Consider the following 22,825-nt stretch of genomic DNA (forward strand, 5'->3'; position numbering starts at 1 on the left):
GCTTTATAGCTGGATACTACGAAAAGTTAAGTTAATGCGCCCTGCCACAGGCTTCGTCGTTTTTGCAATTTGATGATGCCAGTACTGCTGGGTTTGCCCCGCCATCACTAATAATGAGCCACCATGCAAGTCGATATGGATTGGCGCTTGCTGTTGTTTTTTTCTTCGCAGGGAGAAACGTCGGGTAGCACCAAAACTCAGTGAGGCGATAACCGGGTTGAGCCCCAGTTCAGCCTCATCATCGCTATGCCAGGCCACACTATCAGCACCATCCCGGTAATAATTAGCCAGCACGCTATTAAAGCGTCTATTGAGCTGCTGCTCTACGGTCTGTTTTAATAGCAGCAAACTCTCTGTCCAGGGAATAGGTGTCAGCTTTAAACCGGAATAGCTATAGGCCGCCTCTTTATCACCGTACCAGGCATTCATTCTGGGGATTAACACGGGTTTGCCGTACATTTGAATCGTATCTTGATGCCATTGTAAATCGGCCAATAGCTGCTGATAGACCTGAGCCTCATCGGCAATAAAGTCCTCATAATAGCTAATATCTGCCTGCGGCAGATCAAAAACCTGGGGGGTGGATGAGAACAAACCGGCTTGCAAAACAACAACCTCGACTCAGTAAACTTGCGGCTCTATTTCCAAATGGATAGCAAAGCGCTGTGCTATATCTTGCGTAATCGCCTCGGCTAGCGCAAGTACCGATTGACCATCACCCTGTTGGTAATTGATTAATACTAAAGCCTGTTGCTCGTGCATACCGACAGGACCTATTGTCTTTCCCTTCCAACCGGCTTGCTCTAACAACCAGCCCGCGGCCACTTTTACTCGGCCATCCGGTTGCGGGTAACAGACCATATCCGGGTAGTCGATGCTGAGCTGCTGCTGTTGTTGCTGGCTAATAATCGGGTTTTTAAAAAAGCTGCCGGCATTGGCCAGTACTGCCGGGTCCGGTAATTTGCTTTGACGGATGGCTATCACCGCCTGGGCAACCTGCCGGGCCGAGGGTGACGGGATCGCCAGATCTTTAAAGTGCTGCTGCAGTACACCGTAACTAAGGTTTGGGGTATCGTTTAAAGAAAGTCGCAAAGTAACAGCGCTAATAAAGAAACGCTGCTTTAGCTGCTGTTTAAAAATACTATTGCGGTAAGAAAACTGACAGTCACTCGCCGACAACGTGCGCCATTGCTGTTGCTCAATATCCCAGCCTTCTACCGATTCAAACACCTGCTCTAACTCAACACCGTAGGCGCCGATATTTTGAATCGGGGCAGCACCGACTGTACCTGGAATAAGCGACAGGTTTTCAATGCCGTAGTAGCCTTGCTGCAGGCAATACTCCACCAACCCCTGCCAACTCTCCCCCGCCTGCGCTGTTACTAAAACAGTGTCACCCTGTTGTTGGGCACAGATCCCTTTCAGTAAACAATGCATAGCCAAACCATCAATATCCTGAGTCAGCAGCATATTGCTACCACCACCCAAAAAAACCACGGGCCATTCATTAATTTGGGCTAATTCAAGGGCATCAATCACATCAGAAGGCTTATGGATCTCGGCCAAAAATTTAGCCCTGACCGGCACGGCTAAGGTATTTAAGGGCTGTAGGTCAGCGTTTTGACGGAGCAATAGGGTCACAACTTAGGATACCGGGTTATGGGTCTGCTGTTGAATAGAGGCCAGTAAACCGGCGCTGGCCTGCTCGACTAAATCAAGCACCTGCTCAAAGCCATCACCATCACCATAATAGGGGTCAGGCACTGCTTCAATATCACTGTCACCATAGTCTAAAAACAAGGCCAGCTCACCGCGGTAATCCGCTGGGCATAGTGCCTGTAAATCAGCCAGATTAGAGCTATCCATCGCCAGAATATAATCAAACTGATCAAAGTCACTGCGACTGACCTGACGTGCACGCAATCCAGTTAAATCACAGCCGCGTCTGGCCGCCGCTGCGATTGAACGACTATCGGGTTGCTTGCCTATATGCCAGGCCGCAGTGCCCGCCGAATCAGTAGTAATAATGTTAGACAGTTGATGGTCGGTAACCAGCTGTTCAAATACACCCTGGGCCGTCGGTGAGCGACAGATATTACCCAGGCAGACAAACAGCACCTTAACGGACATTGGCTCAGTCATTCGCTTGATCAAATAAAGCGCGAATAGCTTGAAGGTCCTGCTCTGTATCGATACCGGCAGGAATCGCTTCACAGGCTTCAGAGGCCATAATCGTTACACCATTTTCCAGAGCACGAAGCTGCTCCAGTTTTTCGGTGACCTCTAATGAACTTGCTGGCCACTGTACAAACTGATGTAAAAAAGAAACTCGGTAGGCATAAATGCCGATATGGCGATAATAGTTAACCCCCTCAGGCAGTTGATCATTACTACCGTCGAAACTATCACGACTCCAGGGCATAGGCGCCCGGGAAAAATACAGCGCCTTGCCCTGCTTATCGATAGTCACTTTAACGGCATTGGGATTGAAGACCGTATCGATATCATCAATTTTTTCTACCAGTGTGGCAATACCAGCCTGCGGGTTATTCTGTAAATCGCTGGCAACCTGATTGATGACGCTGGCTGGAATTAATGGCTCGTCACCCTGCACATTGACCACAATATGGTCGTCAGGCAAGGCCAGCGAGGCAACCACCTCCTGTAAGCGATCAGTGCCAGATTCATGCTCCGCTGAAGTCATAATAACCTCGGCATTAAAGCCCTCTGCCGCCGATATAATCCGCTGGTCATCGGTAGCAATAATGACACTGGCTGCCTGGCTTTGCTGCGCTTGCTCATAAACACGTTGCACCATGGTTTTACCGGCAATATCTGCCAGCGGTTTACCGGGCAAACGACTGGAACCATATCGGGAAGGTATAACAACGCTAAAGCTCATGGTTAGTCTCTCGAAGCTGCTGGTTAATGCTATGGTAAAATGCTGAATCAATAGCGGCCGCAACCGGCAGTGACCAACAGTGCTGTGGGGGCTGCTGGATGGCGCGAACCTTCACGGCGTCTTTCTCCGTCATAATAATCGGCAGTGTTTCAGCAAACTGAAAGTCATCAGCACAGTAACTATAATGATCGGGAAAAGCATGTTCAACTGGCTCAAAACCCAAATCACGCAGCGTGGTAAAAAAACGCTGAGGGTTACCTATACCGGCCACGGCATGGACGCGTTTGCTATGGGGCCATTGCTCAATCGCCATCATCGTATCGTTAGTAACAGCCTGCAAAGCTGTAGCCTGTAACTGCATCGAATAAAACGGCGCCGGCGCTGGCAACCCCAGGGATTGATCACCATTGCCAATAATAAAATCAACCTGAGATAAACGGCTTAGCAACTCCCTTAATGGTCCGACCGGCATTAACCAGCCACTGCCAAAGCCTCGGTTAACATCGACTACCGCTATCTCTATATCCCGTTGTAGCGCATAGTGCTGTAAACCATCATCACTGACCACCACATCACACTGATATTGCTCAATCAGCATCTCAACGGCGTTTTTACGGTTGCCATCGATAACCACGGGGGCATCGCTTTGCTGTGCAATCAGCAAGGGCTCATCACCACTGTGTTCAGGCTGGCTGGTAGAGGTAACCGCATAGGGATAAGACGGGGCTTTGCTGCCATAACCACGGCTAATCACACCGGGATTAAAGCCCTGCTGTTGTAAGGCTTTAACCAGAGCGATAACCACCGGTGTTTTACCGGCACCGCCGACTGTAATATTACCGACCACAATCGTGGGCACAGGCGGTTTAAACGAGGACAGTAGCCCCCAGCGATAAGCCTGCCGACGTATAGCCGTAATTAGAAAATACAGTAGTGAAAATGGCGCTAGTAGATATAAACCCAGTGACTGCTGATACCAGTGGTGAACAAGGCGATGTTCGTGCGAGGACGCGACCATAGACGTTTAATCACTCGCCGGTTTTTTAGTCGTCAGGCTTAACTGCACAAAACCTAATTGACCGGCTGCATCCATGGCGGTAATCACGGCCTGGTGAGGTGTGGCGGCATCTGCGGTAATCACCAAGGGAACCTTTACATCCCCCGCCTGCACGGTTTCCAGCGCGGCGATAACGGTTTCAATACTCGTAGAGACAAGGCTGCGACCATTAATGACATACTGACCATTGGCATCGATTAACACTTCTATCTGTTGTGGCAGGTCGGTTTTTTCTTCACCGCTGGCTTCCGGTAAATCCAAACTCAGATGAGTTTCTTTGGTAAAAGTCGTCGAGACCATAAAGAAAATCAGCAATAAAAAAACGACATCAATCAACGGGGTTAAATCCACCGAGACCGCTGCTTTGCTTTGACGTTTAAATTGCACGGATTTAATCCTGTCTGATTAAGATTCTTTGACGTCGACCTTGCGGTCACCATGCAGGGCATCAACCAGTTTAATGGTTTCCTGCTCCAGCGTGACAATGACAGAGTCAATTCGACGAGAATAGAAGCGGTGCATAATCAAGGCGGGAATGGCCACACTAAGCCCTGCCGCGGTGGTAATCAAAGCCTCTGAAATACCCCCTGCTAAAACCGCCGCATTGCCGGTGCCCTGCAACATAATCTCAGTAAAGACTTTGATCATACCAATCACCGTGCCGAGCAGTCCGAGTAACGGTGACACCGCTGCGATAGTACCCAGCGTATTTAGGTAGCGTTCCAAATCATGCACCACATGGCTAGCTGCTTCCTGAATACTTTCTTTCATCACATCACGACCATGCCGTGAGTTACTGAGCCCGGCGGCCAAAATACGGCCCAGAGGAGACGAGGTTTTTAATTCACGGATTTTAGCGGCATCGAGCTGATTGTTTTTTATCCAGCCCCACACTTGAGCCAATAAATTAGGCGGGGAAATTTTACCGGGGTTCAAGGCAAAATAGCGCTCAATACAAATAGCCGCTGCGGCGATGGAACAAATGATAATCGGTAGCATGAGCCAACCACCGGCTTTGACCAATTCGAACACGTTAATTCCTCGCTGACTGTTATTGTTATCCCGTTAATAGTAGGCATTATACTAATCAAACGCACAAAAACTATGCGCAATACTCATTCTGCCCAAAAAAGATGAGCTGAACCTCACTCACTGGCAGATAACCAATAGCGTCTATGCTGTTGCCGGTATTGGCTGGGGCCGAGCATCTGGCCATGGCTAACAGTAAACGTTAGCGCCCCGGATTGACTGCTAAGGTAAAAAGCACTGTTTAAAACGCGATAGCGATCCACTATTGCCGGGTGGGGATGGCCAAATTGATTGCGATAGCCACTGCTAAATACAACCCTATCCGGATCAACCCTTTTAATAAAAGCCCAGGACGAAGAACTGGCACTGCCATGGTGTGGGGCCAGTAACACATCAGCCGTTAATAAAGTCGGATATGTGTTCAGCAAGCGTGACTCGGTTGCTGCCTCAATATCCCCTGGCAGTAGAAAACGCTGTTTGCCCGCCGTCACCTTGAGCACACAGGAGCGGTTATTACTTTTGGTTGCCCGCTGAAAACCGGGCAGTTGCAAAAACTCAAAGTGCACACCATCCCAGAACCAGGACTGTGGCGTGCATAAGCTAGCAGAAGCATGCAGCCCGGAAAGCACTTCATCACCATAGAATAACCGCCTGGTGTCTACTTGCTGAATAAACGGTGCCGCTGCACCAGCATGATCATTATCCCCATGACTTAGCACCAAGCGATCGACACGGTTTATCCCAAGATAACGAAGGTAAGGCACCACCACCGCGGTGGCGGTATCAAATTGGGCGCTATAGCTTGGCCCAACATCATAAACCAGTGTGTGATGACGTGTATTCAGTACTACCGACAACCCCTGCCCTACATCCAGCACAGTAACACGCAGATCCCCCGCCGCCAATTTAGTCGGTTGATAAACCATCAGTGGCAGCAATAACAACCCGCCCCAGTATTTAGCGGGCACACCTGTTGGTGAAAGCAGGACAAGCACTGCCAGCAAGGCCAAAACCTGAACCGGCCAGGGACGGTATGCAATAGAAAGATTCAGATCAACAGCCATGCTATTAAGCAGCTGCAAATAGTCCAGACTCAGGGTGAGCAAGCTATCCGTAAGCTGCCATAAGACAGTGGCGGCCGGTAAACTGATCAAGCTGGTTAACAGGGCAATAAAATTGACCGGCACTAATACCAGACTAAAAAACGGCACCAGAACCATATTGGCTAATGGGGATATAAAACCAAGCTGCCCGACAAATATGGCCAACACCGGCAATAAGCCAATAAAGACCAGCCCTTGAGCCAGTAAGATTTTTTCCAGACCACCTAAAACGGGATAGCGTCCAACACCGCCATAAAACAAACAGGCCACAGCAGCAAAAGACAAATAAAAGGATAGTGATACCGTGGCCAGAGGGTCGTGCATCAAACACAGCAATAGTGCAACAGCCATCGCCTGCCCGGCAGGGAATTGGCGACGCCAGCACAAGCCCAACATAAAGACTGAAATCATGATCAATGCCCGCTGGGTCGGCAAGGTAAAACCTGCGGCAAGGGCATAGATTAGAGCAAACAATATCGCCACCAAAGCGGCACAGCGCTCTGCGGGCAAACGGGGGAAAAGCAACAATACCAACGCCCGTACCACCGTAAATACCAGGGTCGTTACCAGACCAAGATGCAAACCGGATATCACCATTAAATGGGTGGTGCCTGTGGCCGCAAATAATTGCCACTGCTGCGGGCTAATACCGCGCCGGTCACCAATCAGCAAGGCTTTAATAATATCGCGGTGGCTTAACTCATTAGCGGCATCATCAATAATACCCCCCAGCCACCAACGCCAGCGATCCACAGAACCGTTATTGTCGGCAATCAGACGATTGTGCGGATTGCCAATCACCCGCCCCACAGCCCCAACCCCTTGCTGGATTAACCAGCTCTGATAATCGAAGCCACCAGGGTTGGCCATACCATAGGGCCGCTTAAGCGAGACCTGCAAACGCCATTGCTGACCAGGAATAATGGTCTGCGGCGAGGAGTGTTGTTGATACCAGTTGAGCTGCACCAGCCTTAGCCCGTGACGGCAATCTTGCGGCGCTATACAGGGCGGCTGACTAAGCCGTAACTGAAAACGGGTTACAGATTGGCCCCGCTGCAGGCTGGTGAGCGGCAAACCCACCACCTGCCCCTCCAGCCATAGCGGCTGTTGCTGCCAGTCGGCGACCAATTGGGAGGCAAGCAACTGATGACCATAGAGCGCACCCCAAGCAAGGCCCGCCGTAAATCCCAAGAGACAGTAAAAACGCTTCAAAGCCAGCCATGCCGCTAGCGGCAAACAGAGTATCAAGCTAGTTAGAGGGGGGAGCTGTGGGCATATACTGACCACTGCAATACCGGCGGCGGCCGCCATTATCCTTAATAGCATAAGACTTATCCTTAAGTCAGGAAGGCATGATCCTTGAACCCGGCTAGAGAAGCCGGCTAATTCCATGCATAATACGCGGCGCCCAGCTGGCAAGCAATTATCATCTAAAGCGCAATTCAGCTGCGTATACCTATTAGCCAGCTATAATGGCTATTGGTTTATTGTTTAACTAGTGGGGACTCTTAGCCTCTATGGCTCGCAAGATTATCAAACGTTTTGTACCTGACCCGGACTGGGTTAAGGAGCAGCAATCCCTGAAGTTTCTCGGGGGCCTGCTACACGACCCCAATCTATGGCACTTAAACCGCCATTCGGTGGCCACCGCTACCTTTATCGGCTTTTTTGTCGCCTTTGTCCCCCTGCCTACCCAAATGATTATTGCCGCCCTGCTCGCTATGTTCCTCAGGGCCAATTTACCGATTTCAGTCGCACTGGTCTGGATTACCAACCCTTTTACTATGGCTCCGATCTTTTATGCGGCCTATAAAGTGGGCATTGCTGTTACTGGCACCGAGGCCAGCCAATTTGCTTTTGAATTGAGTTGGGAGTGGCTATTAAATGGGTTGGAAAATAACTGGCAACCCTTCCTGCTAGGCTGCGTGATCTGTGGTTTATCGGTGGGCTTACTGGCCTCGGGGCTGGTTCGGCTAGCCTGGCGCCAGCATACGATCAGCCGCTGGAAGGAACGCCGCAGCCAGCGCAAAGCCAAACGCTAGTTATTCATACCTTAACGCTTCTGCCGGCAATACCCGTGACGCCCGCCACGCGGGATAAATCGTTGCTAACAGACTCATCACAAATGCCGTGCCGCAGATCATCAGTACATCATTTAAGCGTAAATCAGACGGTAAATAATCCACCGGATACACATCGGAATTTAAAAACTGCATATGCAACAGGCTTTCCATAGCTGCAACGATATCGGTAATGGTCAGTGATAAAATCACCCCAAGTAGTGTGCCGACAATCGTCCCGATTAAGGCTATCACCGTCCCCTGCACCATAAATACCGCCATAATACCAGCCGGGCTGGCACCAGCGGTACGCAAGATTGCAATATCACCGCGCTTATCTGTTACTACCATCACCAGCGCAGAAACCACATTAAAAGCAGCCACAGCAATAATAGTTAATAACATTAAACCCACCAGCTGCTTGGAGAGCTGGATGGCGGAATATAAATTGCCGTGGGTGCGGGTCCAGTCGCGGGTGGTATAACCATAGGGGATATTTTGCGCTAACTCCCAGGCGACACGGGGCGCTTCAAAGGTATCGTTTAGGGTGATCCGCATACCCTGCCGTCGCTGCTCGGCGGGCATCAGAGACAGCGCCGTCTCCAGCGCAATCAGAGCCACGGTCTGATCTAACTCGGTACCGGTATCAAAGACTTCAGCCACTGTCAGCTGAATAAACCTTGGTGCTATCCGCCCCCGGTTATTTTCCTGGGGCACCATCATATTTAACACGCCACCGCTGGCAACACCCAGCTTGGCGGCCAGAGCGGAACCCAGAAGTATTTGTCGGCCGCTGGTTTGCAGACTGGCCAGTGACTCGGCATTAACATAGTCGCCAATAATGGAAACAGCCCGTTCCTGCTCGGGATCGATACCATAAATCATCACCCCTTCAACATCACTGCCTTTTAATAACATGGCGTTTAACTGAGCAAAGGGCGCCACCGCTTTTACATCGGGGTGGGCAAGCACCTTATCCTTGATCAGCTGCCAGTCTTGCTGGGCATCGGCAGTTTGGCCATAGGCAATTACATTGATATGGGGCACCAGACCTAAAATACGGGTACGCATTTCACGATCAAAACCATTCATCACCGACAACACTAAAATCAGTAAGGCCACACCCACCGCCATACCCGACATAGAGACCAGAGATATAAAAGAGACCAATTGGCTACGGCGCTTGGCACCGGCATAGCGCAGGCCAATAAAGATCGGATAGGGTTTAAACACAGCGCTAAGTTTCCACCAGACGGCCATCGATCAGCGAGAGCTTGCGGTCCATTTGCTCGGCTAGCGAAAGGTCATGGGTAACGATAATAAAGCAGGTACCTAGTTGTTCATTTAATGTTTTCATTAAAGCGTGAATAGATTCGGCGGTATGATGATCGAGGTTACCCGTGGGTTCATCTAACAGTACACACTGGGGTTGCGTTACCAGCGCCCGAGCGATAGCAACACGCTGACGCTCACCACCGGATAGCTCAGCAGGTTTATGCTGCAGACGGTCAGCCAAGCCCACTTTGGCTAAGATATCGCTGGCCACAGGGTTAATCGCCGCCGCACTCTCACCTCTTATCAACAAGGGCATGGCGACATTTTCCAGTGCGGTAAACTCGCCCAGTAAATGATGAAACTGGTAAACAAAACCCAGATAGCGATTGCGTAATTGGCCGCGCTGCTTTTCGCTCATACTGGCAATGGCCTGACCGGCAATCATCACATCACCAGAAGTCGGCGTATCCAAACCACCTAACATATTTAATAAGGTAGACTTGCCGGCACCGGAGGCACCGACAATCGCCACCCGCTCACCACTGCGAATGGTAAAATCAACGCCATCCAATACCACCAGTGGCTTGGGGCCCTCCTGGTAACTTTTGCGCAGTGCCTGACACTGTAAAACGGTTTTCTGTTGCAAAGCTAATTCCACTTGTTGTAATAGGCCCATCGGTTAAATAGATTATTCATAACGCAGCGCCTCTGCCGGTTGAATAAGAGACGCTCTGATTGCCGGGTAAACGGTGGCCAGCACACTCAATAATAAACCACAGACGGCAATCCACAGAATATCCTGACCCTGTACCACCGAAGGGATCCGGCTAATGAAATAGACATCGGGGTTAAATACCTGCGCGCCTAACAAACCCTCTAAGGCAATAACGATATCGCCCACATTCAGCGCTATCGGTAGACCAATAGCAATACCCACCAATATTCCCGCAAAACCTACGGTAACACCCTGAATCATAAACAGGCGCAAAATAGACTGGGGCGAAGCACCCATTGTTCGCAGGACAGCAATATCAGAGCGTTTATCGGACACCATCATGGTGACAATGGACACTATATTTAATGCCGCAATAAAGACAATAATCATTAACAGCAAGGACACCATGGTTTTCTCCATGGCCACGGCACTAAATAAACTACCTTGAGTTTCCGACCAGGCTTTAGCATCACTCCCCTCAGGCATTTGCTCAAGTAAGCCGGGCAACGTGCTGGGGGCTAAAAATAAATCGGATAATTGCAGGCGCAAGCCTTTAACATCAGCACCCATTTGAAACAGTTTTTGACCATCGGCCAAATGAATAAATACCGTGGTGCTATCAAGCTCGGCACCCACCTGAAAGATACCCGACACGGTAAAGCGTTTGACTCGGGGAATACCCCCACAGGGGTGACGGTAACACGGGGTAAAATCACACTGATTTCATCGCCGAGATAAACCCCTAAATATCGCGCCAGAATTTCACCAAGGACAATTCGGTATTGGCCCTGCTGTAAATCCTGCAACTGACCGGCCACCATACTGGCACCCATGGTAGAAACCTGAGACTCCGATTCTGGCTCAATAGCATGCAAGACGGCACCGCGTACCATACCCGGCCGGCTAAGCATCACCGTACCGTCGATATAAGGCGCAGCAGCCACTACCGTGTCAGACTCTGATAATTGCTGCTGCCAACGAGGCCAATCGGATAAGCGCTGTTCAGGCCCATCGATATAACCATGGGGCACCACCGATAAAATGCGATTGCGTAATTCTGCTTCAAAGCCATTCATCACCGACATCACCACGACCAACGCGGTGACCCCGAGAATCATTCCCAGCAGGGAAATCAAGGAGACAAAGGAGATAAACTGATTCCTTTGTTTGGCCCGAGTATAGCGCAGCCCGATAAACAGTGATAAAGGTTGATACATTAATGATATCTGGTCAGTGGCTGCCTGAGTGAGATCCTATTGATAAGTATCCCGCCCCCCCTTGTAACCAGCTTAAATACCAATGATATTTTGGCTAAGCTGTACTACAGTTAGTAAAGCGATGCTTTACATGACTCATAGTACCTAATAATGCTAATAAAACCTACAATCAGGGAGTTAGCCACTTGAAAAATGAACACGCTTCCCAGCCGATGATCAATGAACGCCGAAACTACTTCCGCGTTGATGATAAGGTGCTGCTGCGTTACCAGCCGGTGGAAGAAAGTTGCGCCTTTGCCAATACCATCCCGCAGGCCTTTAAAGAAGACCCCGGCTATTCTCTCATGCGGGAGCTACAGTCTATTGAGCAGGATAATGCCAAATTTCTCAGAGCAATTGGTGAGCAGAGCCGCGATCTTGAAGCCTACCTAAAAGGACAGAATAAAAAGCTGGAGCTTATCGCTGCCAAAGTTGTTGAGCAGGAAGAACAAGCACCCGATCAACGCAAGCAACATATCTCGATATCCGAAGGTGGCCTCTCTATTCATAGCGAGACCGAATTGGCCAACGATGGTTATCTGGCCATCCAGCTCACCCTGCTTCCCAACCACCATAGTCTGGTGGTTTTTGCCAAAGTCATTAATTGTTCAGAGGCGCATCAAGGAGGCTATAATGTTGCGTTGAGCTTTACCCATTTAAAAGACAGTGACCGCCAATTGATTGCCAAACATATTATGCAACTGCAACTGGCGCGACGTAGACAAGAAACTGATGACCAATAAAAAAAATAACCACAGCCTGCTCCTAACCCTGTTACTGGCCAGCCCGCTATTGTTAGCGGAAGATGTGGTGGTACCCATCCATAGCCAGGGAGCTTATCTTGCTGATATTAAACGCCCGCAGCGCCAGCAGAGTAGTCAACATGTGATAGAACAATTTGGCGAGCCGCAGGTAAAACACGCTGCCACTGGCGAACCGCCTATCAGCCGCTGGGATTATCAAGATTTCGGTGTCTATTTTGAAAACGACCATGTTATCCATACCGTGCTAAAACATCGCCGGCAAGATCAAACGAACAACTAACCATTCCCGCTAATCTTTAAGAACCCAAACTATGAGTACTCACAGCAAAACCGACGACGTCCATATTGACGAACTGCGCCCCTTACTGCCCCCCGCCATTTTAATGGAGGAGCTGCCGGTCAGCGACAGTGCCGCCACCATGATCAGTCAGGCCCGCGATGATATAGCCAATATTTTTAATGGCAGCGATGATCGTTTATTAGTCGTGGTTGGCCCCTGCTCTATTCACGATACCGCTGCCGCGATTGAATACGCCAACCGCCTTAAAGCTGTAGTAGACCAGCATAAAGATGAACTACTCATCGTTATGCGAGTTTATTTTGAAAAACCAAGAACCACTGTTGGCTGGAAAGGTTTAATTAATGACCCCTTCCTTGATGGAAGCTTTAATATCAATCAAGGCCTGCGTATCGCCAGAAAGCTACTGATTGATATCGCCGAGATTGGCCTGCCTACGGGCTGCGAATTTCTCGATACGATTTCTCCGCAATTTTTTGCAGATCTGGTGTCATGGGGCGCTATTGGTGCACGCACCACGGAAAGTCAAATTCACCGGGAGTTAGCCTCTGGTTTATCTATGCCCATTGGCTTTAAAAATGGTACCGATGGCAGCACCCAGATAGCAATTGATGCTATTGGTGCAGCGTCACATCCGCACCACTTTTTGTCAGTGACCAAGCAAGGGCTTTCTGCCATTGTGACCACACGGGGTAATAAGGACTGTCATATTATTTTACGGGGCTCCAACAAAGGCCCCAATTACGATCATACCGCGATCAGTGAAGCCACTGCCCTGCTGGAAAAGAACAATCTGGCCATACAGTTGATGGTGGATTGCAGCCACGGTAACAGCAATAAAGATTTCTCACGGCAGCCCATTGTGGCACAGGATATAGGCCAGCAAATCAGCCAGGGTTCAACGGCTATCGCCGGGGTAATGATTGAAAGCCATCTGTTTGAAGGCAACCAGAAAAAACCTGAGGCCTACGGCGTCAGTATTACCGATGCCTGTATTGCCTGGGAAACCACTGAAGAGGTTATGGCAGGTCTGGCAGAATCGATACGACAAAGACGCGCTCTTTAGTAGACATTCACGGCAAGGGCTCTTATTCTCCCCCTTCAACCCTGACATGACCGCAACATAAAGTCATTATCTTAACAATAAAAGGAAAGTTGTATGTTCAAGTTTCTCAATTCGTTTAAACCGCTTAGCATAGCCTTCGCCGGCTTATTGGCTTTATGCCTTTCAAGTGCCGCGGTAGCTGGCAGCCCGACTCTGGACCGGGTGATCAAAAGTGGCGTACTTAAAGCCGCCATGTCTGGCGACCAACCACCCTTTAACGCGGTTAGCCGTGATAAATCGGTCATTGGTTTTGATGTTGATATGGCTCAGGCTATGGCCGGCGCAATGAAAGTCAAACTGGAAATTGTCGAAATGCCTTTTGGCGAATTACAGGCTGCGGTTAAAAGCGGCAAGGTCGATATGGTACTTTCCGGCATGGCGATTACCCCCGAACGCAGCCAGGCAGTTACCTTTGTCGGGCCTTATATGATGTCAGGCAAGTCCATGCTGGTTAGCGCGGCCACTCAAGCTAAAGTTAAAACGGGCGCTGACTTTAACAAATCCGGTATCACTTTGGTGGCACTGGAAAATTCTACCAGCGAAACCTTTGTGCAGCGTAAATTACCCAACGCCAACTACAAGGCAATCAGTAATTACGAAGAAGGATTAAAAATGATTGCTGCCGGTGATGCCGATGCCATGGTAGCTGATATGCCAGCGTGTAAACTGGCGGTATTGCGCAACCCCGGTGCAGGTCTGGCCGTACTTCCGCCTCTGTCTGTTGAGCCAGTCGGTATTGCGATAGCCAGCAACGATGCACAGTTTCAAAACCTGGTTCGCAATTACCTGAATATGTTTGAAAAAACCGGCTTGACTGCGCAGCTGCGCAAGAAGTGGTTTGAGAATGATAGCTGGATTGCAGCGCTACCCTAAGTAGTGATGATCCCGCACAAAAAAGCCCCGATACAATCGGGGCTTTTTTTTATGCGTATCGTCAGTAATTATCTCTGCAATCAGAACTGGCGATTACTACTAAAACGTTGAATTAACTTATCAACCACCCCGTCGGTGACATAAGATGCCGCCAGCCCCAGTTTTTCTTGCAGGGTTTTCTTGGCTTCAAAACTCACCGAGTAGATATTGCTATCGTGACGACGTGACATGAGATACTCATCACTGGTCTGGATATCATCGATTAAGTGATTTTCCAGTGCCCGCTTGCCGTACCAGATTTCACCGGTAGCCACTTCAGCAATATTGACCTGTGGACGATGCTCTGTGACAAAGCTTTTAAACAACTCATGCGTATCTTCCAGCTCTTCAACAAATTTGGCTTTACCCTTCTCTGTATTCTCACCAAACATAGTGACGGTGCGCTTGTGCTCTCCCGCGGTAAACATCTCAAAGTCCACATCGTTTTTCTTTAATAGACGGTGAAAATTCGGCAGCTGGGCAACCACACCGATAGAACCAATAATCGCAAAGGGAGCGGCCAGAATTTTAGTGCCAATACAGGCCATCATATAACCGCCACTGGCAGCGACGGCATCGACCACCACTGTCAGGGGAATATCTTTTTTAGTAATCCGGCTTAGCTGGGATGCTGCCAGGCCATAGGTATGGACCATACCGCCAGGGCTTTCCAAACATAATACGACTTCATCATCCGGGGTAGCCATGGTTAATATTGCCGTAATTTCTTCCCGTAAGCTCTCAACCGCTGATGCTTTAACATCACCATCAAAATGCAATACATAAAGACGCTTCTTAGCCTCGTCGTCCTCTGTTTTCTTCTTTTTCTTATCTTCTTTTTGCTTTTTCTTTAAGGCCTTGGCCTCTTCTTTTAGCTCGCTCTCATCTAACACTACCGCTTTAATGGCTTGCTCATGCTCTTCATAGCTGTCATTGACCAGAGTGACTTCAATCTGACCATCCTGCTCCCGCTTACCACGACTACTGGCCGCAATAATGCCTATAACAACAAACAAAATAGCTGCCACAACCGTAAGGGATTTGGCCAGAAACAGGCCGTAGTTACTTAGAAATTCCAAAGTGTTACCTCAATCAATTAGCCGCTTCAGTGCAGCAAAAGTCATTATTGTTACCCACAATCGGGCAATCTTGGAGGGATAGAAAGAGTAAGTCAAGATAAGGCAGGCGGCCCAAACGACGATAAGCGTATTATTGCCAGCCTTCGACGGCTTCTTTGGCGCGCTCATTGAGTGGCCGACTGACCAGACCGGTACTGGACAGACTGACGGAAAATAAAGCACCGTCATCCATCGGCAGATATGTCGCACTGCCATAGGAGGCATCCACTACGGACATATTTTGACCATATTCATGCAACCACGACCACATATCGAGCACACTTTTACTATTGCTTAACTGGTAGACCGTACGCTGTTCGCTATGCTCTTTTTCCAGCGAATAATAGCGGCCACTTAAGCGGTCCATACGATAACCCGGCTGCATTCCCATACCGGCAAAAAAGCGGTTCCATTTAATAATCCGCGCATCAAGCTGCCACAGATCACCATTAAGCTCATAGCTGCGCTCTACCCCATCACTATCAACCAGCGACACCTGGAAGCGCTGCTCATCCAGCCTGGCAAAGCTGATAGTCGCTATGGTCTCTTCTTTGCTGAGCTGTTTATAACTGTAAAAATCAAATGCTGCCAATGCCAACAGCACTGAAGCGACCACCAGCAGTAGACCCGACATGCCCCGAAGCCAGCCTAAAAACCAACGCCCTTTAAATAATAGGCGCCCCGCCGCTAAGACGATAAATAGTGCGACAACAATAATAATGCCAGCCAATAGGGTATAGGCCATAAAACATCCTTAATGATTATTCAGCAGTTTCCACGGCAAAGCCAAGCGCTGCCAGGCTCTCTTCAGCCACTAATAATATATCTTCGTTGACGGAACGGCTTGTTTCCAGTTCCGTTAAATAATACTCGAGACTAATCAGGGCATCGGCCAGTGTTTCCAGTAACTGGTGACGCTGCTCGCCCGGATTACGTTCGGCAATATGATGCTCGACAAAATCGTGACAGCTTTTTAATACTGCCGCAGCACGGTTGTAATTAAGCATATGCAAGCCGCCACGCACGGTATTTAATGTTGTGGTCACATTGGAAATATGCGCGACATCAAAATTGGAATCGACATAGGAGGTAATCGCCCGTTTGGCCAGAGCAATACCCGATTGCGCTTCTTCAATCACCAGCTGCTCGGCTTGTGCCAACTGGCTACTGGCAATAATCTTTTTACGGGTAATCGCTGTGGCCTGATTGAGGTCTTCAACCGTTAACTCACGTCGGTCTAACCCGCCCAGGGCACTTTCAATATAGAGCAAGGTATCGGCAACGCTGATAAAGTCGGCACTGCCAACATCGCTAGCATCGGACTGCCAGGCACGCACGATCTCCAACTGTTCAGTCAGCGTATCTTTAGGGCCCTGTAAATTCAGTACACTTAAAGTATCGGCCACTCGGGCAACGGTATCAATTAACAGTGACAGGTCTTCGCCATCAATACTGTTGTTTTGTGAACCGATTTCCAACACATCCTTGGCATTGCGTAATTCTTCACTAAGTACTTTGATAACCGACTCAATGGTATCCAGACTGGGGCCATGCATAGAGGCGCGCTGTTTGGCGATATCATCATCACTGATAGCCAGGCTGGGCAATGAATAGGCCTGACGCATAGCGGACATGGCATCACTGCTATAGCTGCTAAGCATAAGCATAAAGAGCAGGTCTTGTTTGAGCGATGCCGGAGGCGCTTGAGCCAGCCCCTCATCACCTTGACTAACCACCAAACGCATCAGCTTTTCAATATCGGCCAGGTTGCGTTTGCGGTTTAAGGTCATCTCCAGCTTGCCAGCCCCAAAGGCTTCCAGCACAGCACTGGCCAACTGCCAGATTTCTGCCTGACTATGATTGCCCAATAAGGCGACAAACCGGGCTACCGCTCGGGACATAAATAAATAATGAGGACTACTATCGGGCTCTTTAATCACCCCAACCAGGCCGGTTTGGTACATATGGCGCAAACGGGGCGCGGTGGCCTTTAGTAAACGCAGGTCAGGTTCGCTGCCAGCGGCGGCCATTAGCCCCATGGTGGGGATTTCACCCTGATAAAAATGTGACTCGGCCATTAACTCTGCGCGGCGGCTAACCCTTAACTCATTAACATAAGGGATCACCAGAATAGGCAGCTCAGACTGGCGGACAGAGATATATTCAATATAACGAGGCAACACAAATAAGGCATGGGTAAGCGCCTCAATCATGGTGTTAGTGGTTTTGCGCTCTTCATCCGCCATCACCGAGACTAGCAAAGCCATTTCATCAGCCAGCAGCGCCGCACCGGGATACTCTAACAGGCGAAAAGTACCGCCAACTTGTACCAGACACTCGTGACAGGCGTTGATATGTCCCGAGTTACTCTGGTCAATGGTATAAGCCTCAAATTCATTGGCGGCCTGGCTGAGGGTGCTACCCAACTCTTCCTGAATAACCCGCAGGGAATTAAGGTTAATGCTGACGTCTAGAGACACAGAGGCTCCTTTTTATTAGTAACGGTATACACAGCGTCGTTATTGGTGACACAAGTACTGCTCAGTATAGTCTGTATTAGTCAGTTATCCCGACTTTTTAATAACATTAACAGGTACTTGCATCACATAATTAAAGGCAAATCCGGCTATAAAGCCTGGTTTATCGGCAGACTAAAACAAGAAATTAAGCATTTCCCGGTTTAATTGCGCCAAATTCCCTGCAATTTTGGAAAAACCTATTATATTCAATGGGTAATGTATTTTATTCAACAGCCTAAAGCCCATTTTTAAGGAGTACCCCATGGCTCAAACCATGTCTCAGGCCCTTGTCGCCAATTTTCTTGGCCAGGCCCCCCAATGGTATAAAAAGACGATTATCGCCTTTTTAGTCTTGAACCCGATTCTTTTATATACCCTAGGGCCCTTTATTACGGGCTGGCTTTTAATACTGGAATTTATCTTTACCCTGGCACTGGCACTCAAGTGCTACCCACTGCAGCCAGGCGGTTTATTGGCCATTGAGGCCATAGCCATTGGTATGGCGCCCCCGAGGCGGTTTACCATGAAGCCCACAATAACTTTGAAGTACTCCTGCTATTGATGTTTATGGTGGCGGGTATCTACTTTATGAAAAGCCTGCTGTTATTTCTCTTTACCAAAATACTACTGGGCGTTAAATCCAAGAAATTGCTATCACTACTGTTCTCTCTGGTCGCGGCGGTATTAAGTGCCTTCCTCGACGCTTTAACAGTTACCGCGGTATTGATTAGCGTCGGTACGGGCTTTTATGCGGTTTACCATAAAGTTGCCTCCGGCAAGAAGCTTGATAACCCTCACGACCACAGTGATGATGGCGGCGTAGTTGAGTTCCACCGAGAAGACCTGGAAAATTTCCGCAGCTTTTTGCGCAGCCTGCTTATGCACGGTGCGGTAGGTACTGCCCTGGGTGGCGTGTGTACGCTGGTAGGCGAACCACAAAATCTACTGATCGCAGAAAAAGCCGGCTGGGACTTTATTGAGTTTTTCTTAAGAATGGCTCCTATCACTATGCCGGTATTAGTCGCTGGCCTGTTTACCTGCCTAATGCTGGAAGTCACTAAAACTTTTGGCTACGGTGCAGAACTGCCGAAAGCGGTTAGGGAAGTATTGGAAGAATTTGCCAAACAGGAAGATGCCAAGCGCACCACTCGTGATCGCGCCGCTCTACTGATTCAGGCACTGGTTGCTCTATTTCTGGTCGTTGCACTGGCAACACACGTTGCTGCGGTAGGTATAGTCGGCCTGAGTATTATCGTCTTGCTCACCGCCTTTAACGGTATTATTGAAGAGCATCAACTGGGTCACGCCTTTGAAGAGGCCCTGCCCTTTACCGCATTACTGGTTGTGTTCTTTGCCATTGTTGCAGTGATTGAGCAGCAGCATCTGTTTAGCCCCGTTATCAATGCCGTATTGGAAATGGATAATGATATTAGGCCGACCATGTTCTTTGTCGCCAACGGCGTATTATCGATGATCAGTGATAATGTATTTGTCGCAACGGTTTATATCAACGAAGCCAGAGCGGCTTTTGATGCCGGCACCATTACCCGTGCTGAGTTTGATACCATGGCTATTGCCATTAACACCGGTACCAATATCCCCAGTGTTGCCACACCCAATGGCCAGGCTGCTTTCTTATTCCTGTTAACCTCTGCCTTAGCCCCGCTCATCAGATTGTCCTACGGCAAGATGGTGGTAATGGCTTTGCCCTATACCTTTATTATGGGTGGCGTTGGTTTGGCTGCGGTTTATATCGTACTTTAAGCACTACGCTATGTTGGCGTTAAGGCCCAGCTTTAACGCCAACGATTATTCCCATCACTCGCTTTATCAATCTCCTGCAAGCGCACTTCATGCGCCGCCAACTCTTCACTATCTGCGGTAATTATTTTTAAGGCTGGACGCCCTGCCGCCACACGCCTGATCGAGGTATCCGCAGCACCACCTTCCTGTGAATCTTCACCGGCCAGCAATAAATTGGTTTGACCGCCGGTCATAAACAGATAGACGTCAGCCAGTATCTCGGCATCCAGTAATGCACCGTGTAAATCACGGGCAGAGTTATCGACCTCATAGCGTGAGCACAGCGCATCGAGACTATTACGCTGACCGGGATGTTTTTGCCGGGCCATAACCAGCGAGTCCACCACGGAGCAATAGTCTGCTACTTTGCCCGGACTTTTACTTTGCAGCAATTTAAACTCATGATCGATAAAACCCACATCAAAGGGTGCGTTATGAATGACTAATTCTGCGCCATCTATAAAGGCCACAAAGTCCTGCACAATCTGCTCAAACAGCGGCTTGTCCGCCAGGTACTCATTGGTAATGCCGTGGACTTCAATCGCCCCAGCCTCAACTTCACGCTCGGGATTAATATATTGATGGTAGTGTCGCCCGGTCAGTTTACGGTCGACTAACTCAACGCAGCCAATCTCAATAATCCGGTGCCCCTGCGAGGGCTCCAGACCGGTGGTTTCTGTATCAAGTACTACTTGTCTCACTGATATGCTCCTGATTTACAGTTGATCGCAACCCTGGTTGGCCAACTGGTCGGCAATTTCATTTTCACGGTGGCCACTATGGCCCTTAACCCACTGCCAGCTGATCTTATGGCGAGCTACCTGCTCATCCAATGCCTGCCAGTACTCGACGTTTTTAACCGGCTTTTTAGCCGCGGTTTTCCACCCCTTGGCCTTCCAGCCTTTTAACCACTCAGTAATACCTTGTAAGACATATTTGGAATCGGTATAGAGTGTCACTTCACAGGGTTCTTTCAGGGCTTTTAAGCCCTCGATAGCTGCCTGTAATTCCATCTTATTATTGGTGGTATTTTGGGCGCCACCACAGAGACTCTTCTCAGTAGAGGGCTGACCTTTTAAACGGATTAATGCCCCCCATCCACCGGGGCCCGGGTTACCGCGACAGGCGCCGTCGGTAAAAATTTCAATCTGTTTCAAGCAACATCCTCTTTATGCGATCATTTTATGCTTTGTTCTTATTGACTGGCTTATGCGCAGCACTGTGAGTCACCCCAGGCTTTACTGGAGACAAACCGGCAAAGGGCTTAGCGGCTTTTTTCCAGGACGGCTTTATCGGTGTCATACCCGCCTCTTCTTTGATCGCCGAGATCATATAAAAATTACCTAGCGGCCATTGTTTTAACAACCGCTTTAGCATCAGCTTATCACTGCGCTCCAACACGGCGGGGTTATGATAACCGAAATGACAGGACTGTGTTTCAAAACCCAACAGACTTAACCAATCTTTGATTCGGCGCGGGCTAATACTGTGATTCTGCCAGATAGAATGGGGCAATAAACGAGCAAACTGGCCATATAGCCCCAGCGGTGACCAGGGGTTAAAACCCAGAATAATGACATGGCCGTGAGGAATAACCACCCGCTGTATCTCGCGCAATAAGGCGTGGGGGGTGCTGACATATTCCTGCACATGATGCAGCAAGACAACATCCAGACTTTCACTGGCAAAAGGCAGCTGTTCAAAGTCGCAGCGGGCACTGCCATTGCCCAGCGGGTGGCAAGGGTATTTATTCTGCACCCGACAGTGCTCAAAGAGTTGCACACGGGAATCCACGCTTAGCTGTAACAGGTGATAACCAAAGCTGCTAGCCAGGGCTTCATCAATATGCTCACGTTGTCGTTGCAGCATCAGCTGGCCCGCCTCGCCATCAAACCAGCTTTCCAGCAGCGGTAATAACTGCTCGGTATCAGGCTGCCTTTTAAAACGGTTTAAAAAATCCTTCACTTCCTACCCCGGAATCATTAAAAGTTTAACGAGCTGCGCAAAGCGGCTTTTATCTTAACTGAAAATAGTTATTTATCCAGACTTAGGGCACACTTAGCAGTAACGAAAAAAGAGACGCTAATAATGATCCTTGTAAAACCTATTCCAGCCTTTGACGATAATTATATCTGGTGCCTCTATGACGATGTCAGCCATCAAGCCGCCGTCGTTGACCCCGGCGATGCCAAGGTCGTTATTGCCGCATTGGAGGCAATGAATCTTGAGCTGGCCGCCCTATTGATTACCCACCACCATTTTGACCATACCGGCGGTATTAATACGTTATTAGCTCTGGGGGATATACCCGTTTACGGCCCCCACAGTGAGAATATTCCACAAATAACGCAACGGCTTAGTCACGGTGAAACGCTCTCACTATTGGGGCTTGAATTTACCACGCTGGAAATTCCCGGCCATACCCTTGACCATATTGCCCTTTATTCTGAGCAGGCCGAAGGCGGCCCCATCCTGTTTTGTGGTGACACCTTATTTGCTGGTGGCTGTGGACGTGTCTTTGAGGGCAACCCCGGCATGATGCTGGCGTCGCTCAATAAACTGGCGGCACTACCCGCCAACACCCGAGTCTACTGTGCCCATGAATATACCCTGGCTAATCTGGCCTTTGCCAAAGCAGTAGAGCCCGGCAACCCGGCATTGCTGGCCCGCATCACCAGCGATAGCCAGCTAAGACAGCAAAATAGACCGACACTGCCTTCTACCGTTGCTATGGAATTGGCTACCAACCCTTTTCTGCGCTGCGACCAGCCCGAAGTTGCTGCCAGTGCTGCACAGCAGAGTGAACAAGCCTGCACGGACACAACGGCTGTTTTTGCCGCTATTCGCGGCTGGAAGGATAATTTCTAGCACCAGACCGGCAGATATTGACCCGGTAGAAATGCACCCAT

Annotated in this window: 24 protein-coding genes and 1 pseudogene; 7 read left to right on the forward strand and 18 right to left on the reverse strand. The window is 49.3% G+C overall.

The window, feature by feature from the left end:
- Positions 1-3: 3 nt before the first annotated feature.
- From BST96_RS18020 to BST96_RS18055, 8 genes are all read right to left on the reverse strand, one after another.
- Positions 4-606, reverse strand: coding sequence for an alpha-ketoglutarate-dependent dioxygenase AlkB family protein (locus tag BST96_RS18020; protein WP_085760029.1), 603 nt, complete (start codon positions 604-606; stop codon positions 4-6).
- A 15-nt stretch (positions 607-621) separates the two neighbouring features.
- Positions 622-1,641 (reverse strand): UDP-N-acetylmuramate dehydrogenase, encoded by a 1,020-nt coding sequence (gene murB, locus BST96_RS18025; protein WP_085760030.1) that lies wholly within the window; start codon positions 1,639-1,641, stop codon positions 622-624.
- A 3-nt stretch (positions 1,642-1,644) separates the two neighbouring features.
- Positions 1,645-2,142, reverse strand: coding sequence for a low molecular weight protein-tyrosine-phosphatase (locus tag BST96_RS18030; protein ID WP_240554841.1), 498 nt, complete (start codon positions 2,140-2,142; stop codon positions 1,645-1,647).
- Complete coding sequence (gene kdsB, locus BST96_RS18035; RefSeq protein WP_085760031.1) at positions 2,135-2,902, reverse strand: 3-deoxy-manno-octulosonate cytidylyltransferase; 768 nt, start codon at positions 2,900-2,902, stop codon at positions 2,135-2,137. Before kdsB ends, BST96_RS18030 begins: the two co-directional genes overlap by 8 nt.
- On the reverse strand, positions 2,892-3,920 hold the full coding sequence (lpxK, locus tag BST96_RS18040; RefSeq protein WP_085760032.1) for a tetraacyldisaccharide 4'-kinase: 1,029 nt from the start codon (positions 3,918-3,920) through the stop codon (positions 2,892-2,894). The genes kdsB and lpxK overlap by 11 nt, the downstream gene beginning before the upstream one ends.
- Before the next feature lie 6 nt (positions 3,921-3,926).
- Entirely contained in the window at positions 3,927-4,346 is a 420-nt protein-coding gene (locus tag BST96_RS18045; RefSeq protein WP_085760033.1) for an ExbD/TolR family protein, read from the reverse strand.
- A gap of 18 nt (positions 4,347-4,364) precedes the next feature.
- Positions 4,365-4,991, reverse strand: coding sequence for a MotA/TolQ/ExbB proton channel family protein (locus BST96_RS18050; protein ID WP_206045362.1), 627 nt, complete (start codon positions 4,989-4,991; stop codon positions 4,365-4,367).
- 113 nt (positions 4,992-5,104) lie between these two features.
- A complete protein-coding gene (locus BST96_RS18055) occupies positions 5,105-7,417 on the reverse strand; it encodes a DNA internalization-related competence protein ComEC/Rec2 (RefSeq protein ID WP_169714038.1) in 2,313 nt (770 codons plus the stop codon).
- Between the two features lie 191 nt (positions 7,418-7,608).
- Between BST96_RS18055 and BST96_RS18060 the strand changes: the two genes are divergently transcribed.
- On the forward strand, positions 7,609-8,133 hold the full coding sequence (locus BST96_RS18060) for a DUF2062 domain-containing protein (RefSeq protein ID WP_085760035.1): 525 nt from the start codon (positions 7,609-7,611) through the stop codon (positions 8,131-8,133).
- On the opposite strand, the gene BST96_RS18065 is transcribed toward BST96_RS18060, so the two are convergent.
- Genes BST96_RS18065 through BST96_RS21135 form a run of 4 tightly spaced genes read right to left on the reverse strand, consistent with a single transcriptional unit; the run spans position 8,134 to position 11,358 of the window.
- The gene (locus tag BST96_RS18065) at positions 8,134-9,384 is read right to left on the reverse strand and encodes a lipoprotein-releasing ABC transporter permease subunit (protein ID WP_085760592.1); all 1,251 of its coding nucleotides are present in this window, start codon (positions 9,382-9,384) and stop codon (positions 8,134-8,136) included. It lies immediately after the preceding gene.
- Between the two features lie 4 nt (positions 9,385-9,388).
- Positions 9,389-10,102, reverse strand: a complete 714-nt coding sequence (gene lolD / locus BST96_RS18070) for a lipoprotein-releasing ABC transporter ATP-binding protein LolD (protein WP_085760036.1) — start codon at positions 10,100-10,102, stop codon at positions 9,389-9,391.
- 12 nt (positions 10,103-10,114) lie between these two features.
- Positions 10,115-10,711, reverse strand: a complete 597-nt coding sequence (locus BST96_RS21130) for an FtsX-like permease family protein (RefSeq protein WP_240554842.1) — start codon at positions 10,709-10,711, stop codon at positions 10,115-10,117.
- Positions 10,660-11,358, reverse strand: coding sequence for an ABC transporter permease (locus BST96_RS21135; RefSeq protein WP_240554843.1), 699 nt, complete (start codon positions 11,356-11,358; stop codon positions 10,660-10,662). Before BST96_RS21135 ends, BST96_RS21130 begins: the two co-directional genes overlap by 52 nt.
- 185 nt (positions 11,359-11,543) lie before the next feature.
- Here BST96_RS21135 and BST96_RS18080 point away from each other — a divergent pair, with 185 nt between their 5' ends.
- From BST96_RS18080 to BST96_RS18095, 4 genes are all read left to right on the forward strand, one after another.
- Positions 11,544-12,140, forward strand: a complete 597-nt coding sequence (locus BST96_RS18080) for a PilZ domain-containing protein (protein ID WP_085760037.1) — start codon at positions 11,544-11,546, stop codon at positions 12,138-12,140.
- On the forward strand, positions 12,130-12,441 hold the full coding sequence (locus BST96_RS18085; RefSeq protein ID WP_085760038.1) for a hypothetical protein: 312 nt from the start codon (positions 12,130-12,132) through the stop codon (positions 12,439-12,441). Before BST96_RS18080 ends, BST96_RS18085 begins: the two co-directional genes overlap by 11 nt.
- A 31-nt stretch (positions 12,442-12,472) precedes the next feature.
- On the forward strand, positions 12,473-13,525 hold the full coding sequence (locus BST96_RS18090; RefSeq protein ID WP_085760039.1) for a 3-deoxy-7-phosphoheptulonate synthase: 1,053 nt from the start codon (positions 12,473-12,475) through the stop codon (positions 13,523-13,525).
- Positions 13,526-13,618: 93 nt separating this feature from the next.
- A complete protein-coding gene (locus BST96_RS18095; RefSeq protein WP_085760040.1) occupies positions 13,619-14,437 on the forward strand; it encodes a transporter substrate-binding domain-containing protein in 819 nt (272 codons plus the stop codon).
- 80 nt (positions 14,438-14,517) lie between these two features.
- Here the strand turns inward: BST96_RS18095 and sohB are convergent, their stop codons facing one another.
- The 3 genes from sohB to BST96_RS18110 all read right to left on the reverse strand — a co-directional run bounded on the left by sohB (position 14,518) and on the right by BST96_RS18110 (position 18,074).
- Positions 14,518-15,555: a protease SohB gene (gene sohB, locus BST96_RS18100; protein ID WP_085760041.1), complete on the reverse strand. Its 1,038-nt coding sequence runs from the start codon at positions 15,553-15,555 to the stop codon at positions 14,518-14,520.
- 130 nt (positions 15,556-15,685) lie between these two features.
- On the reverse strand, positions 15,686-16,339 hold the full coding sequence (locus BST96_RS18105; RefSeq protein WP_085760042.1) for a cation/multidrug efflux pump: 654 nt from the start codon (positions 16,337-16,339) through the stop codon (positions 15,686-15,688).
- Between the two features lie 16 nt (positions 16,340-16,355).
- On the reverse strand, positions 16,356-18,074 hold the full coding sequence (locus BST96_RS18110; protein WP_085760043.1) for a FimL-related protein: 1,719 nt from the start codon (positions 18,072-18,074) through the stop codon (positions 16,356-16,358).
- A 301-nt stretch (positions 18,075-18,375) separates the two neighbouring features.
- Here BST96_RS18110 and nhaB point away from each other — a divergent pair.
- Positions 18,376-19,877: pseudogene (gene nhaB, locus BST96_RS18115) on the forward strand (sodium/proton antiporter NhaB).
- A gap of 32 nt (positions 19,878-19,909) precedes the next feature.
- Here the strand turns inward: nhaB and dnaQ are convergent.
- The 3 genes from dnaQ to BST96_RS18130 are packed head-to-tail and all read right to left on the reverse strand — an operon-like array spanning position 19,910 to position 21,881.
- On the reverse strand, positions 19,910-20,617 hold the full coding sequence (dnaQ, locus tag BST96_RS18120; RefSeq protein WP_085760044.1) for a DNA polymerase III subunit epsilon: 708 nt from the start codon (positions 20,615-20,617) through the stop codon (positions 19,910-19,912).
- Between the two features lie 15 nt (positions 20,618-20,632).
- A complete protein-coding gene (rnhA, locus tag BST96_RS18125) occupies positions 20,633-21,073 on the reverse strand; it encodes a ribonuclease HI (protein ID WP_085760045.1) in 441 nt (146 codons plus the stop codon).
- Between the two features lie 25 nt (positions 21,074-21,098).
- Entirely contained in the window at positions 21,099-21,881 is a 783-nt protein-coding gene (locus BST96_RS18130) for a class I SAM-dependent methyltransferase (RefSeq protein WP_085760046.1), read from the reverse strand.
- Between the two features lie 123 nt (positions 21,882-22,004).
- Here BST96_RS18130 and gloB point away from each other — a divergent pair, with 123 nt between their 5' ends.
- Complete coding sequence (gloB, locus tag BST96_RS18135; RefSeq protein WP_085760047.1) at positions 22,005-22,784, forward strand: hydroxyacylglutathione hydrolase; 780 nt, start codon at positions 22,005-22,007, stop codon at positions 22,782-22,784.
- Positions 22,785-22,825: the final 41 nt, after the last annotated feature.

This window comes from Oceanicoccus sagamiensis, from assembly GCF_002117105.1.
GTDB classification, from domain to species: domain Bacteria; phylum Pseudomonadota; class Gammaproteobacteria; order Pseudomonadales; family Dasaniaceae; genus Oceanicoccus; species Oceanicoccus sagamiensis.